The organism is Paenibacillus lautus (genome assembly GCF_050482385.1).
GTDB classification, from domain to species: domain Bacteria; phylum Bacillota; class Bacilli; order Paenibacillales; family Paenibacillaceae; genus Paenibacillus_AQ; species Paenibacillus_AQ lautus_B.
Window position 1 is genome coordinate 207,921 of record NZ_JBCNHV010000016.1, and the last position, 17,189, is coordinate 225,109.

The 17,189-nt window shown below is 46.4% G+C and carries 13 protein-coding genes and 1 pseudogene; 5 read left to right on the forward strand and 9 right to left on the reverse strand.

Annotated features, from left to right (window positions below):
* Positions 1–140: 140 nt before the first annotated feature.
* Complete coding sequence (locus tag ABEW73_RS21175; protein ID WP_430168231.1) at positions 141–740, reverse strand: short chain dehydrogenase; 600 nt, start codon at positions 738–740, stop codon at positions 141–143.
* A 286-nt stretch (positions 741–1,026) separates the two neighbouring features.
* Here ABEW73_RS21175 and ABEW73_RS21180 point away from each other — a divergent pair, with 286 nt between their 5' ends.
* Complete coding sequence (locus tag ABEW73_RS21180; RefSeq protein ID WP_430167765.1) at positions 1,027–1,899, forward strand: AraC family transcriptional regulator; 873 nt, start codon at positions 1,027–1,029, stop codon at positions 1,897–1,899.
* A 205-nt stretch (positions 1,900–2,104) separates the two neighbouring features.
* On the opposite strand, the gene ABEW73_RS21185 is transcribed toward ABEW73_RS21180, so the two are convergent.
* The gene (locus ABEW73_RS21185; RefSeq protein ID WP_430167762.1) at positions 2,105–3,493 is read right to left on the reverse strand and encodes a sensor histidine kinase; all 1,389 of its coding nucleotides are present in this window, start codon (positions 3,491–3,493) and stop codon (positions 2,105–2,107) included.
* Positions 3,493–4,206, reverse strand: a complete 714-nt coding sequence (locus tag ABEW73_RS21190; protein ID WP_430167759.1) for a response regulator transcription factor — start codon at positions 4,204–4,206, stop codon at positions 3,493–3,495. The genes ABEW73_RS21185 and ABEW73_RS21190 overlap by 1 nt, the downstream gene beginning before the upstream one ends.
* A gap of 152 nt (positions 4,207–4,358) precedes the next feature.
* Here ABEW73_RS21190 and ABEW73_RS21195 point away from each other — a divergent pair, with 152 nt between their 5' ends.
* The 4 genes and pseudogenes from ABEW73_RS21195 to ABEW73_RS21210 form a co-directional block, all read left to right on the forward strand.
* Complete coding sequence (locus ABEW73_RS21195; protein ID WP_430167757.1) at positions 4,359–5,282, forward strand: ABC transporter ATP-binding protein; 924 nt, start codon at positions 4,359–4,361, stop codon at positions 5,280–5,282.
* Complete coding sequence (locus ABEW73_RS21200; protein WP_430167755.1) at positions 5,282–6,031, forward strand: ABC transporter permease; 750 nt, start codon at positions 5,282–5,284, stop codon at positions 6,029–6,031. The genes ABEW73_RS21195 and ABEW73_RS21200 overlap by 1 nt, the downstream gene beginning before the upstream one ends.
* Positions 6,032–6,042: 11 nt before the next feature.
* Positions 6,043–6,774, forward strand: a complete 732-nt coding sequence (locus ABEW73_RS21205; protein ID WP_430167752.1) for an ABC transporter permease — start codon at positions 6,043–6,045, stop codon at positions 6,772–6,774.
* An 81-nt stretch (positions 6,775–6,855) separates the two neighbouring features.
* A pseudogene (locus tag ABEW73_RS21210) lies at positions 6,856–7,116 on the forward strand (YxeA family protein); the annotation flags it as partial.
* Between the two features lie 105 nt (positions 7,117–7,221).
* Here ABEW73_RS21210 and ABEW73_RS21215 read toward each other — a convergent pair.
* The 6 genes from ABEW73_RS21215 to ABEW73_RS21240 all read right to left on the reverse strand — a co-directional run bounded on the left by ABEW73_RS21215 (position 7,222) and on the right by ABEW73_RS21240 (position 17,065).
* Positions 7,222–7,401 carry a hypothetical protein gene (locus ABEW73_RS21215; protein ID WP_430168258.1) on the reverse strand — a complete coding sequence of 60 codons (180 nt, stop codon included), beginning with the start codon at positions 7,399–7,401 and terminating at the stop codon, positions 7,222–7,224.
* 51 nt (positions 7,402–7,452) lie between these two features.
* Positions 7,453–8,274 (reverse strand): GNAT family N-acetyltransferase, encoded by an 822-nt coding sequence (locus tag ABEW73_RS21220; RefSeq protein WP_430167749.1) that lies wholly within the window; start codon positions 8,272–8,274, stop codon positions 7,453–7,455.
* Between the two features lie 196 nt (positions 8,275–8,470).
* Positions 8,471–12,910 carry an S-layer homology domain-containing protein gene (locus ABEW73_RS21225; RefSeq protein ID WP_430167746.1) on the reverse strand — a complete coding sequence of 1,480 codons (4,440 nt, stop codon included), beginning with the start codon at positions 12,908–12,910 and terminating at the stop codon, positions 8,471–8,473.
* Between the two features lie 157 nt (positions 12,911–13,067).
* A complete protein-coding gene (locus tag ABEW73_RS21230; RefSeq protein ID WP_430167743.1) occupies positions 13,068–15,662 on the reverse strand; it encodes a LuxR C-terminal-related transcriptional regulator in 2,595 nt (864 codons plus the stop codon).
* A gap of 222 nt (positions 15,663–15,884) precedes the next feature.
* Entirely contained in the window at positions 15,885–16,523 is a 639-nt protein-coding gene (locus ABEW73_RS21235) for a L,D-transpeptidase family protein (RefSeq protein WP_430168229.1), read from the reverse strand.
* A gap of 287 nt (positions 16,524–16,810) precedes the next feature.
* Positions 16,811–17,065 carry a CUE domain-containing protein gene (locus tag ABEW73_RS21240; RefSeq protein ID WP_430167740.1) on the reverse strand — a complete coding sequence of 85 codons (255 nt, stop codon included), beginning with the start codon at positions 17,063–17,065 and terminating at the stop codon, positions 16,811–16,813.
* Positions 17,066–17,189: the final 124 nt, after the last annotated feature.

Genomic DNA, 17,189 nt, shown 5'->3' on the forward strand with positions numbered 1-17,189 from the left:
CTGGTTAGGGCTTAAAACATGAAGTCCTAGTCTTCCAAGATTATTCGATATCGTTAAAACAAAAAAAGCCGCGATTTCCGCGACTTTCAATGCTTGTATGTACTTATCCTCCGACAAATAATCCACATCAAGAGATTTAATTAATAAACTTCATAATTTTGTCCGGTTTGAGCTCCTTCTACGCTTTTTTTGAAAGCAAGGGCTACGCGACTAGCAGGAACTGCTTCAAAGCCTGGAAAAAATTCGCCGTATTTTCCAAGTGATTCTTGCAAGACATTCGGGCTAACACTATTTATACGGATTCCCCTAGGCATTTCAATCGAGGCTGACTTAACGAACGCTTTAACACCACCATTGGCCATGGCTGCTGATGCACCTTGAGGAATGGGATCATCCATCATGATACCCGTTGTTAAAGTAAAGCTTCCGCTGTCATTAATGTAGTCCATCCCCAAAAGGACTAAATTGATTTGCCCTTTAAGTTTACTTTCAATCCCTATTTCGTTTAGCTCTGGCGTTAATTCTGTAATAGAAGCAAAATGAGCGCCGCCCGTTGCACTAATGACTGCATCCACTTTCCCAACTTGCTCATACATGTTTTTGATGCTATCAACCGATGTAATATCAACTATTACGTCTGTTCCGTTTCTTCCAGCACGAATAATTTCATGATGTTGTCCTAGTTCTTTGGCGACTGCTTGTCCAATTGTACCGCTTGCCCCAACTATGATTATTTTCATGTTTGCTCTCCTTTCCATCTTCAAAAACCTTACACCATGATTCATTTAGAGAATTCCCCTTGGAGATAAGAATCCCATAGCTGATGAATAAATTCAATGCTTGAATGCAAATTCCCTTGTATCTAATGAGATCCCATGAAAACTGTACTTGGGCAAATAATCGTTGAATCAACAATCAACAAAAAAGGATTTATTCATATCATCTCGAACATGATATTTCGGTGCATGGATTGCTAGGTTACATTGGTTACCATCCCCTATACTCAATCTTGAAAGGATGGTCTGTATGGATTGGCTGGATCGTATGAACAACGCAATGGAATATGTAGAAACACACCTGTCTGATACGATTGATTACGATATCGTGGCCAGAATTGCCTGCTGCTCAACATACCATTTTCAACGAATGTTTCCGTTCATAACAAATGTGTCGCTTTCAGAGTATATTAGGCGCCGGCGACTGACCCTTGCCGCATTTGAACTGCAGCAGAGCGGTACAAAGGTCATCGACATCGCTTTAAAGTATGGTTACGAATCGCCTGAGGCATTTTCTAGAGCGTTTAAAAAAATGCACGGTGTGATGCCAATGTCAGCGCGCGACAAAGGTGTTACCCTGAAGGCCTATCCTCGGTTATCCTTTCATATTTCGATTCGAGGAGATGTTGAGATGAATTACAGAATGGAAGAAAAACAGGCTTTTGAGATGTTCGGTGTAACAACAGTTGTTAATAGCGATGACGATCATCCTTTTATTGATATACCTGCTTTTTGGACTACGTGTATAGCCGACGGTACCGTTGATCGAATCCGTACAGCTGCGGGTTTGGGGGAAAATGGTCAAATTCATGGGATACTTTACAACAAGCAAGGTGGGGAATTTTCCTACATGATCGGTTACTTTATGCCCCAGAGTGGCATACCAGAAGGGTTTGAAAGACTCCCGATCCCACCTCAAACCTACGCGATATTCTCAACTGGCCTCTACCCCGACGGGCAAAGCGGTATTCATGATTTATGGAAGCGCATTTGGGCAGAGTGGTTTCCAACCTGCAATTACGAACCAGCAAATGGTCCTGAGTTTGAAATGACTTACGATAGAGGCAACAGTATGTATGAAATGGAAGTTTGGATCCCTGTCGTTAAGAAGAAGGGCTCTTAGATCGAGAAGAGCAGCACGAGGGTCAATCTCTCATGCTGCTTTCTTCATTCACTTACGTTATTTAACTTGTTAATTCGAAAGCGCCCTAGAGTTTCATCGTTTGATTAAACGATGCTCAACACATTTAATAATCATCCGATCCGTTCGTCTATATACGCGCTATTCGCGGCTTTTTAACGAATATGTTAGAAATTAGATACAAGACTTACTCTCCAACCTTAGAAGCAGGCAGTTTTACAACAGCTGTAAGTCCTTCCCCTCGATCACTCTCCAGAATCAGTTCTCCCTGATGAGCCTTGGCAATCCTCTCCACCATGGGTAGTCCCAATCCATGTCCTTGTCGGTTCGGGCGTGTTCGTCCAGAAGTATAGGGAAGTAAAATCACGCCCTTTAGTTCTTCTTTCGGGATGCCTTTTCCGTTGTCCGATACCACAAAGCTATAAAACACCCCGTCTGCCGGACCCGTTTTCAATTCAATTTTACATCCCTCCGGATTATGCCTGATACTGTTCTGTACCAGGTTCGTTATCGCCCGATACAATAGACGTTCATCCCCGCTCACGATCAGACTCTCGTCCATCACATGAAGAGAAATGTCATAGCTCTCATCGAGGCCGTTGTTCAAAAAGTCGGATACGACCTGTCTGGCCAACGCAGAGAGACGGATCGACTTCAACTGTAATGGCTGCATATCGTATTCCAACATCGATACCAAATTCAGATCACTCACTAAAGATCGCAAGCGTTCCCCCTGGCGACGGATGATTGCAGCCTGCTGTTTATGCTCAGCAGACAGTTCCGGCTGGTCCTCCAACTCACTCGCATAACCCAGGATCATGGACAGCGGTGTCCGGATATCATGGGAGATGCCTGCGATCCAGTTCGATCTCGCAACGTCCCTCGCTTTGAGTGCATCATTCTTCTCTTGGAGCATCTGAGAGGTCGAATTGATGCTTTGGGACACATCATTGAATATCCCCCCGGTATCCACCTGGACCGGTTCTTCCTTGGAAAGAGCATGGATGCCATGAATCAACGGCCTTATTCCCCGGATGACCCGCGTTCCAATTAGCACGGAAACCAGCAGTGCAAGAGCTACATTGCACAACAGTAACAACAAAATTCGTACAGGTAGGGACCTTAGCCACTCGACCAAGAAGTCGATTTGATATTTTCCATAGGTGTTTTTGGGATATCCCAATACCAGCAATCCATCTTCTCGTTCCCATACATATACGGGGTATTCCATCAGATAGTAGCGGGAGAACTTGGCTACGTCCGTTACATCATAGGACCTTGGAATGTCCTCAGGCAGTCGTTCGCTCCACTGTACCTGCCCATCCCGATCCATCAACATGGCCCAAGTTTGGTGCGTATCCAGCAGCTGAATCCCCTCATGGCCAAGCACATAGTTTCCCTGTTGCAGAACCAATTCGTTGGCCAATTTCTGCACAATTGCTTCAGGTGAAGACCCTTTGTGATTTTCCTGGAAAATCAATGAACCGAGTAATACCAAATTGAACAGTAACAGAAGAAAGGAAACCAGAATCGTCGAACCGACAAACCGCCTTAATATCCGGATAACGCCATCCATTATCGGGACTCCTGTGTCATGAGTTTATACCCGAGTCCACGAACGGTTAACAAATACACCGGATTTGATGGATCTTCCTCAATTTTCTCCCGAATGCGTCGAACATGCACCATCAAAGTGTTCTCATAACCATAAATCTCATCACCCCATACGGCTTGGCATAAAGCGTCACTGGTTACGATCCGGCCCTGATTCTCATACAGCTTCATCAGTATGGAGTGCTCCTTGGCAGTCAACGAGAATTCTTTGTGCCCCCTTAGTACGACAGCGCTATCCAAATCTACCGTTAGAGCACCCAACCGAAATACAGGTAACCGTTCTACGATGTTGGAGGCATATACCCGCTTCAAAATAGCCATCAGTCGGAGAATAAGCTCTCTGGGCAAAAAGGGCTTGACCATATAATCATCAGCACCCAAGCCTAGCCCGAGCAGCCGATCTTCATCTTCACCTCGCGCAGACAGAAACAGTACAGGCATGTCCGTGAACGACCGGATGGATGAAAGCAGCGAAAAGCCGTCTCCATCCGGCAGCATGATATCCAATATGGCCGCATCTGGCTTCTCCGATCTGCATACCGACAGAGCATTCGAGAAATTTCCGGCAGTATAGATCCGGAAGAAGCCTTCCCTTCGTAGGAAACGTTCAATCATCTCCCGTATTTCAGGCTCGTCGTCAACAATCAGTATTTTTTTATTCTTTATCAAGTCCAATTCACATCACCCAATTTAGTATACATGACGAATGCATGCAGCCGATATTTTCCTAATCTATTTAAGGTAAATGTAAGGTTAACTTCAGCGGAACGCAAGGATCCTGTTCTATAGTGAGCAACAGAGACCTTTATGAAATGGAGTTGAAATCAATGTTAATTACGTCGCCCCCCATCGTTGAGACCCATAACCTGTCCAAAACTTACAGTGGTACACTCCGTGTAAACCAGGTGAATCTAACAGTGCAACCCGGACAAATCTTCGGCTTCCTGGGCCCGAATGGAGCTGGCAAAACAACCACGCTTAAGATGCTGCTCGGGCTCATTAAGCCTACCGAAGGCAAGGTCAAAGTGTTTGGCAAAGACTTGGACAATCATCGCCCGTCCATTCTGAACCAGACAGGTTCCCTGATCGAATCTCCTTCATATTACGGCCATCTGACAGGACTTGAGAATTTGAAGGTCATGCAGCGCCTCCGCAACGTCCCGAGCAAGAATATTGACGAGGTACTCCGAATTGTAAGACTCGAAAACCATAAGCATAAGAAGGCAGACCAATACTCTTTGGGTATGAAACAACGGCTAGGCATTGCCATGGCTTTGCTCGCCTTTCCCAGCCTGCTGATTCTGGATGAGCCAACGAACGGCCTTGATCCTGCGGGTATCGGCGAAATCCGTGAATTAATCAAATCCCTCCCCGGAGAATATGGGATTACCGTGGTGTTGTCGAGCCATCTATTGTCGGAGATAGAGCAGATTGCTACATCCGTAGGCATTATCAATGACGGTAAGCTGCTTTTTCAGGGGACGATGCAGAACCTCCAAACCAGCAACAAAGCCACCATTCGTTTCAAGACAACGGACCCGACAAGAGCGGAGAAGATTCTGCTAACCCAAGGCTATTCACCCAAAATCCAGGGGAAACAGCTTGTGTTTGAACATCTCCCGGACGAGGAAGTTTCACGTATAAATCGGGCGCTGGTGGAACAAGATCTTCCCGTCATCCGGATTGAGGAGCATAAAAAGAGCTTGGAAGATATTTTCCTTGATTTGACCGGAAGGGAGCGGAGCCTGTAATGAACGCTCTGTCACTGGAGTATTTCAAAATTCGCCGCAAACGGATCTGGATCATGCTTACGCTGTTTCTTGCTGCTGAGATGGTCTGGGCCTCCATGTCCATGAGTATTTCCATCTCAAGGAGCGCTGCAAATGCGAGTTGGGAAGCCTTGATCTTCAGCATCTCTTCCATGAACGGTCTGTTTCTTCCTATTATTTCAGCTATTGTGGTTTCCCGCATTTGTGATATGGAGCATAAGGGAAACACGTGGAAAATGTTAATGACAACCAATATTGGTCGGAATCATGTCTACGCTGCAAAATACATATGTGCGAACAGCCTGATCCTCTACGGTATTATGGCGCAGGTTGTTTTCATCGTGGGATTCGGCAAATCCAAAGGCATTGGCGGGAGTTTACCGCTTTCCCTGCTCGTCCAATTTACCCTCGGAACGATGTTAACGACGTTCGTCATCATCGCTCTACAGCAATGGTTGTCCCTTACGGTACGGAATCAGGCTTTCTCCTTATGTTTGGGCATGCTGGGCGGCTTTATCGGAACGACATCCGGTCTGTTTCCATCCGGTATTCGTCACCTGTTGATTTGGTCCTACTACATGGATCTAAGTCCAGTTACCTATGTGTACAGCTCCACTTCAGGTTCATATCTATCCGGCATGCTGCCTGTTGGTTTACTGATTGCTTCCCTTCTTCTGGCAGCGGTTTTCTATTTTGCAGGAAGCATTCACGCTTCAAAACAAGAGATCTAAGGAGGAACCCCATGTTCAGGAGCATTTCCGCCGAATGGCTCAAACTTCGACATTCCCGCATCGGCCTGGTACTGGCGATACTGCCCGTATTCAGCCTGCTGATCGGATGCTTTAACTTTTATTTCAACCAAGCGGCCTTGCAGAACGGGTGGTACAGCCTGTGGACACAAGTCAGTTTGTTTTATGGAGAGTTTTTTCTGCCCATTCTGATTGCCATCTGCTGTGCCTTCGTATGCCGATTGGAACACGCTAACCGTAACTGGAATATGGTTCTTGCTTCCCCGATGCCCATCTCCAGCCTGTTTGTTGCCAAATTGTTTACCGTCTGCCTGCTGATCTTCGCGGCCCAGGCCTTCTTTATGTTCATGTACTGGGCCGCTGGCCGGTTGTTCTCCATTCCGGGTCCGTTCCCGATGGAAACCGTAGTATGGAGCCTGCGCGGATGGTTCGCTTCCATTTCCATTGCGGCACTGCAGCTGGGGCTGTCCATAAGGATCAGAAGTTTCGCTACGCCTATCGGTATCAGCCTTTGCGCCGTTTTTCTGGGACTCGGTTTGTATGTACTGAAACTTGGCATGCTGTTTCCCCACTCTTTGTTAACCATAGGCATGGGTGTCCTGAGTCAAAAAGGATTGACCCCCGCGGAGAACCTCTTCTTTATGTTCATGAACAGCACCTTTATTATACTATTCGGAGCATGGTCCATCCGCCGCTTGAAATACAAAGACATCGCTTCATCCTAAATTCATAAAGAAAAAGGAGCATTGAATATGAAAAGAGCATTTGCCATCCTTGCATTTTGAATTGCACTATTTGTGATTTTTATGTCAACTGTCCCATTGACTTCAAATCACCTGACGAGTAGAAGCATCTACTATACTATCGTGGATCGCGCTTTCCACAGCATAGGGAATAATGACTCATACATTTATGTAATGGTTGGATATACCAAGGAAGGGAAAGCGAAGGAATTATCCTTTTCTACCAGCAAACCGATTCCAAACGGAGCTTATTTGAGACTGTATGTCTCAATGCTGAGGGGCGTCACCTACTGGGAAGAAGTCTCGGCAGATGCTATACCTGTACAGGCGAAGCAACTTACCTCTAAGAGCAGAAAGAAGAAGATATACAATGGCAGAAGAGCCGCTCCGTATGAGAGGGGCTCTTCTGCTATCTATATTATACCAAGGTTATCCGAACCCAGTACGGCTAACCGTCGGTTTGGACAAAGCCTCAAGGCGATCCGGCAGAGTCTCGCCGAGAAAGAAGCCGCGTGTAAAGAGCATGAGTTCAGCGCCCGTTACCATGACAACCTCCACCCCCGTAATTCGGAGGGGTTCGGCGCGTTCTGCAAGTCTTTTAGCAATCAAGCAATTCTTCTTGGTTAAGATCGTTTGTGAACGGTGAGAACCTTAGCGTTTTCAGCTGCATTCATATCTATAATAATCTTGTACATGTATTGCTTTAAATCCAACCGACTCATATAACCTCAGAGCATGGTCGTTTTTCGTTTCGACTTCTAAGTGTACCGTAAATCCGGCAGAACTTTGCTCTTTAACAACTTGGCGAAGCGCTTTTTTGCCTATTCCTCTACCCTGATATTCCGGCAAGATGGAGAAACCATAAATCCAAGCCTGCCCCTCTTCACGACTCACCCGAAGTTTTCCAACCGTTTCTTCGTTCACGTCAATCATGAGTATATCCGTATTATCCGCGAAATGGTGGCTTTCCATCTCTCTAGCGTCATCTTCATCCAATCCGAACGCCGTCACGGACAAACGAACGCTCATTTCGTAATCTTTTTCGGTTGCCAGTCTCAGAAGAACATCGTTCGTCTCCTCCAGAGGCGTTTCGCGCCACTCCATTTGATGCTCCGAGAATGCATATTCAGCACCTTGTTTATTCAAAAAGAATTTTGCCGCATCCGATACTCCAGGCGCATTCAATAAGATTTTCTTGTATCCATTTGAGTTTACTTTTTCCATTGCCAGGTGAAACAACCGCCCGAAATGCCCCTTTCGACGTTCACTTGGTTTTACCATACCGCATACCTCGACAGTAGAACCAAAAGCATACAGGCCTAAAAATGCTATAAGTTCGCCATTTTCATAATGAAAAAAATCGAGCGGATCCGTTTTGCGATCTCTTAACATTTCCCAGTTAAGCTTCAGTTGTACATGATCATGAATTTCACACTCTTTTTGCAATTGTTCAATGTCTTGTAGTTGTTGTATTGTTAACATATTTTTCTCCTTTTAACTGTCGCATCAATAAACTACAGCTATAAAAATTCGAACACCTAGCCAGAAGACGAACCTCATCCGTTGTGTTCTACTTTAGCATACTCACATGATGTTAGGGCATTGATCTCACTGCCCACAGAAAAAAGGACCTGTGGCTAAATGCCAACAAGTCCTTCCCTTATTCGTCCATGCCTTTTTATTTTGCCTCCATGGCGCGCCAAATCACGGTAATCGCTTCTGCACGGCTAGCATGTGATTTGGGTTTTAACATGTTGTTTGGATAACCCTTCATGATTCCATGATCTACTGCAATCATCATCGCTTCCCGTGCCCAAGCCGCAATCTTATCCTGATCGGTAAAGGTTTTGTTGGGAAGTACCTGGTCCAATTGGAAAGCTTGAACTACCATTTGTGCCATTTCTTCGCGCGTAATAAAATCGTTGGGGCCAAAAGTAACCGAATCGTATCCTTGAATGATTCCGTAGGAATACGCTGTTGAAATGGCTTTCCTCGCCCAATGATCCTTTGTATCGGAGAATTCCTTATTACCTGTACTCGTGAGACCCAATGCTTGAACCAGGATTGCCGCGAATTCTGCTCGACTAATCGTACGGTCAGGTCTGAAGCTTCCGTCTGTATAACCGTTTACAACGCCTTTTCCTGCAAGATTCTCAATGTTCTTTTGCGCCCAATGACCTTTTACATCGGTAAACGAAACACCGATTTCAGCCGGCACAATATTTCTTGCGAAAATCGCAAATGGAGTAAAGTGGTCGGTTGTTCCACTTATAGTCCCCTCATCCCAGTCTATGTTGATGTTATCCAGCGCTACCCATTCCTTCGCATCTTCGTTAAACTGACGGAGTTGGAGCTCATGACTGGCTTTTTGTATGGTGTTGGCGTCAAATTTCAGGCTGATGGTTACTTCTTTATCGAATTTTCCGGATACATCTTTTTTAAACTCCACGATTTTACTAGCTAATCGTTCTCCAGCGGATAGGGGAAAATGATCATCATCTGGGAGTGTTAGATTTATGGATAAATAAAATGGTCGATTCAGTGCTTTAGCAGGGATGCGTATATGTCCCCCCTCAAAAGCAATCGTTCTCCCTTCCAAGCCTACAGGAAAGGTGTTGTTCGGCAGTGAATATACATAGCTATCGTTAGTGAGACTTGAATCGCTTGCTTCATTCGCCTTCTCGGTTATCAAACGATACCGGCTGGACGTCACATTAACGGCATTACCTGTTTGGTCTTGTGCTCTTACATGTAAGTACCAATCACCGTCAACGCCACTTTTCATAAGCGTGGCCTCGTTCACAAATGGTTTCCAGCCTGTAGTTGGCATGGACGAATCGGTCGTCCATTGAAACTCCAACGAGGCTTTATCTATGCTGCTTCCAGAATCAATGACCGTTACCCTCGGCGCTGCCGAGGTTGCTTGTGTTTCACTTCCATTCGGGTAAATCGTGATCAAGGGCGGCGTATTGTCAATTTTCACCGTGATGTCTAGGAATAACGTATTGCCCGCTTGATTGGACGCCTCAAAACGAATGTTAGTTTCGCCTTCACTCGATATTTCCACGGGTGCTTTGTTCTCGTAAACTTGTGAAGGCCCCCCATTCAGGGTGTAGGTCAGATTGACGATCTCGCTGACTCCCGATTCGGCATAGACGCTCAACGTTACGCTCGACCTACTCCATTCGCCGCTCGTATATTCACTTCCGTCCGCCTTCACTAGTGTAGGCGTCAAATTTATTCCCGTTGTGCTGATGCAGACTGTGCGTCGTTCAATCGATTCATTACCCGCTGTATCGACGGCTTTGATCGAGATGCTATGAACACCTTCTTCGTGTAGGACGATAGCAGATAGATAAGGGCTCCACGACAATCCGTCGTTTAGCGAATACGTGATTGAAGTGACGCCAGACTCGTCAGATGCTTCTGCGCTTACGTTAACCGTTTGATTGCTCCACGTGCGATCAACATACTCCATTCCATCCGCCGTTGTCATCGTAATGGTGATGGATGGCGGTGTATGGTCAACGGGACGAGTCAAGTTGTCGATGATTCGATCCGTTAAACTGAGCAACGCATTGTTTGCGTGGTCGGAAATATTTCCGGATTGTTTATCGTAGGATAGGAGAACTTGTTGATCTTCTTCAAATGCTTTATCAACGTTAAAGACAAGCGTATTGGTTCCCGATCCGGTTACCCGTGTAATAGTAGAAGGCTTCCCGTCCGCTGTAATTGTAATTCCCCCGGCGTCAGTGAGGCTGACTTCTTCATCAAAGGTCACGATGACGTTGTTCGGATGCTCACGTTCGATCTTCGCACTGGAGACGGTTGGTGGTGCAGCGTCCCATTCGAGGTTAGCTGCAATTCCTTGTAAAACAGGAAACATGGCTCCCTCCTGTAACACCCATGTTCCGCTGAAGTCCCACTCGGTACCGAAGAGTGCATACTGTTTCATTTCCGAAGTCACCCGCGGTTCACCTTTGCCAGTATCGGATTGCCCAGTCGTTTCCTTATTATAGAAGCTCGCGGTAACCATGCCGAATTTCCGTCCGACCAGCCCGCCGACTTCGTTGGTGCCGGTTACACTTCCGACGGCATAAGTATTCCGGATATCACCGACATTCCTTCCCACGAGCCCACCAACATCGGAACGACCGCCAACGGAACCGATCGCGTACGAATCATTCACCTTGCCGCTCTCATTCCGCCCCACGAGGCCTCCGACAAAATCCATTCCGGTAATAGTCCCGGTGGCGAAAGACAGGTTAACTTGGCTATTCATATCATTGAGACCGACCAATCCGCCGACATTGAATTGCCCATCAACTTGACCGGTTGCGTACGCGTTATTTACCAGACCCGCATTCAAGCCGATCAATCCACCGGTGTGGCTGTTTCCGCTAACGCTCCCGATAGCATACACAGCCTCAGTAACACTCCCCATGCTGTTCCTTCCGACCAGACCGCCGACTTCGTTCATTCCATTGACCGTAGCACTCGAACTAGAACTGCCGATCGTTCCGTCGTTATTCCCGATCAGACCACCTGTCTTGTCTGCACCGGTAACATTCCCTGAAACATGGACCTTCATAATCTGACTGTTGGAGCCGTTCTGTCCCGACAGCATCCCTGTCTGAAGGCCGCCGGTGACATTCCCGTTCTTTAAATGAACGTCCTGAACCCCACCGCTAGAAATATGGCCGAACATACCGACACTCAACAAACTGCTCCTGTTGATATAAAGGCCCGTAATATCATATCCTTGGCCGTCGAGCGTACCTGTGAACGGAGTGCTGTCATTACCGATAGGTTCAAAGCCGAAACCGTTCCCTGTACTCGTCGCCCACATATCGGAGCGACTATTGTCAGTGAACGTCGTGTCGAAATCAATACCCTGCGTCAGTGTGTAATTCGCCGACAGATCCATGGCCATCAGTTGCAATTGATGCGAGTTCCCAATTGCGGCCGACCATTCGGAGCGAAGGAATGGTCGCGTCGAGTCCTCGACCATAAACCAGTCATTGTGGAAATCCCAGCCCGAATAGCTCGATTGAGTTAGTGCCTGTGCAGTAGTAAGGCTGCTCGCGGTACAGGATCCATATGTATCGTATCCGCAGGCGTTATCCAAGCCGACCGTTTCAATATCCCAGAAACTGTTGCTAAATGTTCCGCTGTTACTCCCAACCAGACCACCTACAGATTGATCGCGCCCGTTGACGCTGCCAGTGGCGTATGACTGAATGATCGATCCGTGGTCCGTGCTGCCGACAAGCCCGCCGACAGCACTTCCACCATGGACAGTTCCCGTGGCGTATGACTGACTAATGAGAGCAGAAATATTATAACCGACCAGTCCCCCGACGTGATCAGCGCTCCCGCTGACGGCACCCGTGGCGTATGACCGGAGTATTTCCCCGCCTTCATTATCCCCTACTAACCCCCCGACTATATAGTTGCCATTGATCGTACCGGCAGCATAGGAGTCACTTACCATCCCGTCATTACGCCCTGCCAAACCGCCGACATAATCGGTGCCCGAGACGGCACTTGTAGAGTAAGAGGAGGTTATTTTACCGTGAATGCCATTGTATCCCACCAACCCTCCGACAGTGGCCATCTGGCTTCTAACCGTTCCGGTAACGTAGGAGTGTTCAATAGTTCCAGTGTTACGCCCTGCAAGCCCACCTACATGGTTGTTTCCAATGATTGAACCTCCTTCGAGAGCGATATGGTCTATCACCCCGTTGGAGCCCACCATCCCGAATAGGCCGACAATGTCCATCTTGGGCTGATGAATGGTCAGATTGCGGATGACATGTCCTGCTCCATCGAAGACACCAGTGAACGGGCTATTCCCGTTTCCGTTGTCGCCGATAGGTATAAAGCCAGCCCCGTTACTCCAATTTGCTGTCTCCGAAGCATCGATATCAGCTCCGAGCTTGTAATGAGCGTTCAAATCATGACGTACGGCGTTTAATTGACTTAATGTTGTAATGACGTAAGGATTGTTCGCCGTCCCGTCACCGGACATTGCATCATTCGAATTGGCGAATGCTTGAAACGGGATGATGCCTATCACGAGAAATAATACCATCGAAATACAAAAGGTGCGTCTCATCTGATCTTTTCTTCCTTTCGTTATTCAGTTGCCACGATGAACATTATATTGGATTTTTCGATCGTTCGAATCTAACCCCGGTTATAGACCCGGTTATAGTTCACAGAATAAAAAGAGACCCGCCGATCAGCGAGCCTGCTGTTACAACCTTCCGTGTTTAACTCTGAAACTCTTTACCTCTTTTAATCGCCTCGACTCGGTTTTTCACCTGCAGTTTGCTGTAAATGCGATTGATATGTGCCTTCAAGGTCCCCATTCCGATGCCAAGCGTTTCGACGATTGCCGGATTGTCCATCCCTTCCTCCATATGACGAAATATCGTATATTCTCGCGGTGTCAGAAGCTTTTCTAATGTTGCTTTGCCTTGTAACGGAGACTCGGCTGTTCCTCCGAAAGCGGACAATATTCTCCGCACATAGGCAAGTGAAGGCGCATTTTTATCTCGAATATTCCCTTTTTGACGATGTTGGACATATTCCGCTAGCAGCTCTGCTACCAGATGGCCTTTATCAACAAACACACGGATATAATCATCGGGTTTCGCAAATATAAGCGCCTCTTCCAGCTTGAGCAGCGCTTGTTGCGGCTTATCCCTCACCTGCAGCATCATCGCCTGGAGCACTTGGATCTCCAATGCGTCCATCGGACGATGGCCTTTTACCGCGACTTGCAGCAATCTCTCTGATAACGCCCATGCCTCCTGGCTGTTGCCGGTCTCCATCAACACACTAACGAGGAAGATATAGACGAATAGCTGATATACGGATACCGGATCATCCGACGAGACCTTGTAGCGATTCTTCCATTCGACAGCTGCAGACAAGTCTCCAGATTCCATTCGCAGACGAGCCATTTCGACATCGAGCAAGAGGGGGGCTTCCTTAGCACCATCCTCAATCGCCCTTCTATAGGCTTCTTCCAACCATTTTTCTGCCTGACTGATGTCCTGCCTGGATTTGCTGATACGTGACATGAAAAGACTCGCGGGAACGTATACCTTCTCTGGTTGATAATGCGCCTGACTCGTGCCTTGTAAACCCAGCTTCAAGTAAGCCTCCGCCTGCTCCAGCTCGTTGCGTTCGTAGAGTAATTCACCATAACAAACAACGACCGAATCCTGCAGGCCCATTGGCTTCATGAACTCGATCATGCTCAAAAAGAAGGTATCCGATAGGCCCCGAGGCAAATGTTGGCCGCGCTTGCCATTATATGACCTGTATATAGAAGGAGACAGTGGCATATGAGGAGATGCAAAGATCAGATCCGTTCCTTTAGGACTATGCTGAAGTGACAGATGGATATACTCCAGTCCTTTTATCATATCCATGTCATATTGGGTCGCTTTAAAATTCCTTACATAATACAAATATCCCAAATAGCGATTATTCTCTTCCGGGCTCCAGCTTGCTGAGGAAGCAACATAATGCTTTTCTGCTAGCTGTAAATACCGTTCCGACAGCTCCAGTTCCTGGGACCACAATAACGAAAAAATGTACGAAAAATAGAGGTACGGATACTGCATAAGCAGTTCCTCGGGAATCGCCGACAACCAAACCTTCATGGTCGAGAATTCCCTGCGGACCATCAAACTTCTCATCTGTTCTAGCAGACGTATCGCTTCCGAATGATAGGCTCCGGCCAAGTAGTAATCTATCGCTTCTTCGAGCAGTCCCTCCGATTCACACCAGGCTGCAGCCGATTGGAAGAGCGCATTTGTCCTCGCAGGATCAAGGCGTCGCTGCTGCTTCAGCAGAAACTCGCCGAATGCATGGTGAAATCGGAACCAGTCCCTGTTCTCATCCAGAGGGATGAGGAACATGTTGCGTTTTTCCAGTTCCGCTAGCATCTGTGCACCATGTTCGCCAGCTACAACCTTACATAGCTGCCCGTTCATTCGCTGTAAAATCGAGACGTTCAACAGAAATTGCCTGGTTAGCTCGTCCAACGATTCAAACACTTCCTCGAATAAATATAGCTCGACGCGTTCCGGGTTGGAATGTATGTACCTGAAAGCTCCCATCCTCTCATCTTCATGAATAGACAACGAGATCAGCCTAAGTCCTGTCACCCAGCCCTCGGTCTGGAATTGGATTCGTTCAATCTGCTCTCTCTGCAGCTCCCTCTTCTCAACGTTTTGGAAGAAATTCACCGTCTCCTGCAAATTGAAACACAGCTGCCGGGTATGGATTTCCTGGATCCAGTCCCGACTAATCCATCTCGACTTCAGAAAACCATGGATGCTTCGACTTGAGAAACACAGATGCACGTGGGAAGGCAAATACTCCAGAAAATAAGAAACGGACGCCTGGATATCCGTATTATGTATGACATGCCAGTCATCCAATATCAGAATAATCGGCTCATTCAGGCTGTTCAGTTCGTTTAACAGAGCAACCATAAATGGCTCGTATTGGCCCGGGCTTAGCATTGCGTTCGAGGCACGAACGGAGTCTGGCAACCTACCGATTGCCTGTTCGATCGCTCTCATAAAATAGTTCCAAAATCGGATGAGGTCATTATCCTTGTCATCCAGCGATAACCACCCGACGGGTAGGTCCAGTTGTCTGGCCCAATCACTGACCAGCGTCGTTTTACCGTATCCGGCGGGAGCCGTCACGAATGTCGCCCTGCGGTTTAGTCCCGCATTCAATCGCTCAAGCAGCCGGGGACGCGGGACCGATTGATAAAGGGGCTGGGGCAGTTTCAATTTGGTTAGAAGCAAGAATTGGCTTTCCTCTCTCTCTTGTATCATACAGCCTCTTTTCGTTAAATTTATATAAAATGAAAGATATCATTATCACTAAAATTTAGATTATCTTAGTTTAAGAATTTTTGCACCTGTATTTTGGGAGCACCCCCGTTTTCTTAACAGAGTCGATACTTGGAAGTCACCCCAATCAAATTTGTCAATCACCAACAAACAGCCCCCATTTTGCTTAAGCAGAAATGAGGGCTGTTTTCCTTGGATTCTTATCTATTCAATTAAACCAAACGCTTCATATACCTTTCGAGAAACAACACCATTTGCAATAAGGTCATGATCCCTCTGATATTTCTTAAGTGACTCGGTTGTACTGAAGCGGAACTTCCCGTCACATTCCCCATTGTAATATCCTGCACTTTTTAATCGGGATTGAATAAGCTGCACATCTCCACCAACATCCCCTTCAGCTAAATCCCGCGGATTGTGATTTGTGTCTCCAAGTACATGACCGTATATCGTTACTTTGGTTCCAATCGGAATTAATTCGTACAGTTCAATGACATCCCTATTATGCATCCGGATACAACCATGGCTAAGGTGTTGACCAATTGAATAGGGCTTATTCGTACCGTGAATTCCAAAGTTCCCCCACGGTACATTTAATCCTATCCAACGTGGGCCAAATGAGGGTCCCCAATTAGTTCCTTTATATTCAACTCTAAAATCTCCCACTGGAGTCGGAGTTGACGGATTGCCAACTGCTACAGAGTAGGTCTTAATTACTTGCCCATGTTCTCGTACAAGTAATTTGTGACGTTCGGGGTAAATTGCAATCTCAAGATTGCTTTGATCATGTATAATCGGCAGGGCAGGAGTCGTTAAATGAAATACTCCTAGGATTGCCAACATGATTAGAATTAATTTTTGATTAGTTGGTATCATGTATTTTCACCAAGTTAAGTTATTTTCATATTGATCAAACATCTTTAATATTTAATCAATAACGTCATTTTATACACTTAACTTCTTCACCAAGAACTAACCTGCCCTTTTAGCTGTTAATGTATCGCTTTAGTTCAAGAGGATCATCCGTTGTAATCGATTTTAACAATCCCTGCTTAATTTAAGTGATGACAAAACAAAAATTATCTAAACAAAAAAAGACTGTGCATAGACAGTCTTTTTGCTGGTTCAAATCAATTATAAATGGATCCTGAATTTACTGTTGGCATCATAGCGTTATTTTGCATCATTCCTTGAGTAGTCGAGTTTCCGTGACAATTATTGTACATTTGCTCTAAATCGGAATCGCTGAGATTAGGATGCATTTCTTTCATGAATGGAATCATGTCTTTAAAGGTACTTGGAGCCACCTCCGCAGCATAGACAGCAGTTCCGATGCCAAGTGTCAAAACAGCAGCACCTACTATCGCGACGAACTTGGAGTTCATGATGTTCACCTCCTTTCCAGACCCATGCATATTAAGATCAATCTTGCGTAGGATCATCCGCTCTACATCTTCTAAGGGAACGACCAGGGTTAAAACATTCGAAATGGCTTCACAGTCCGTATCG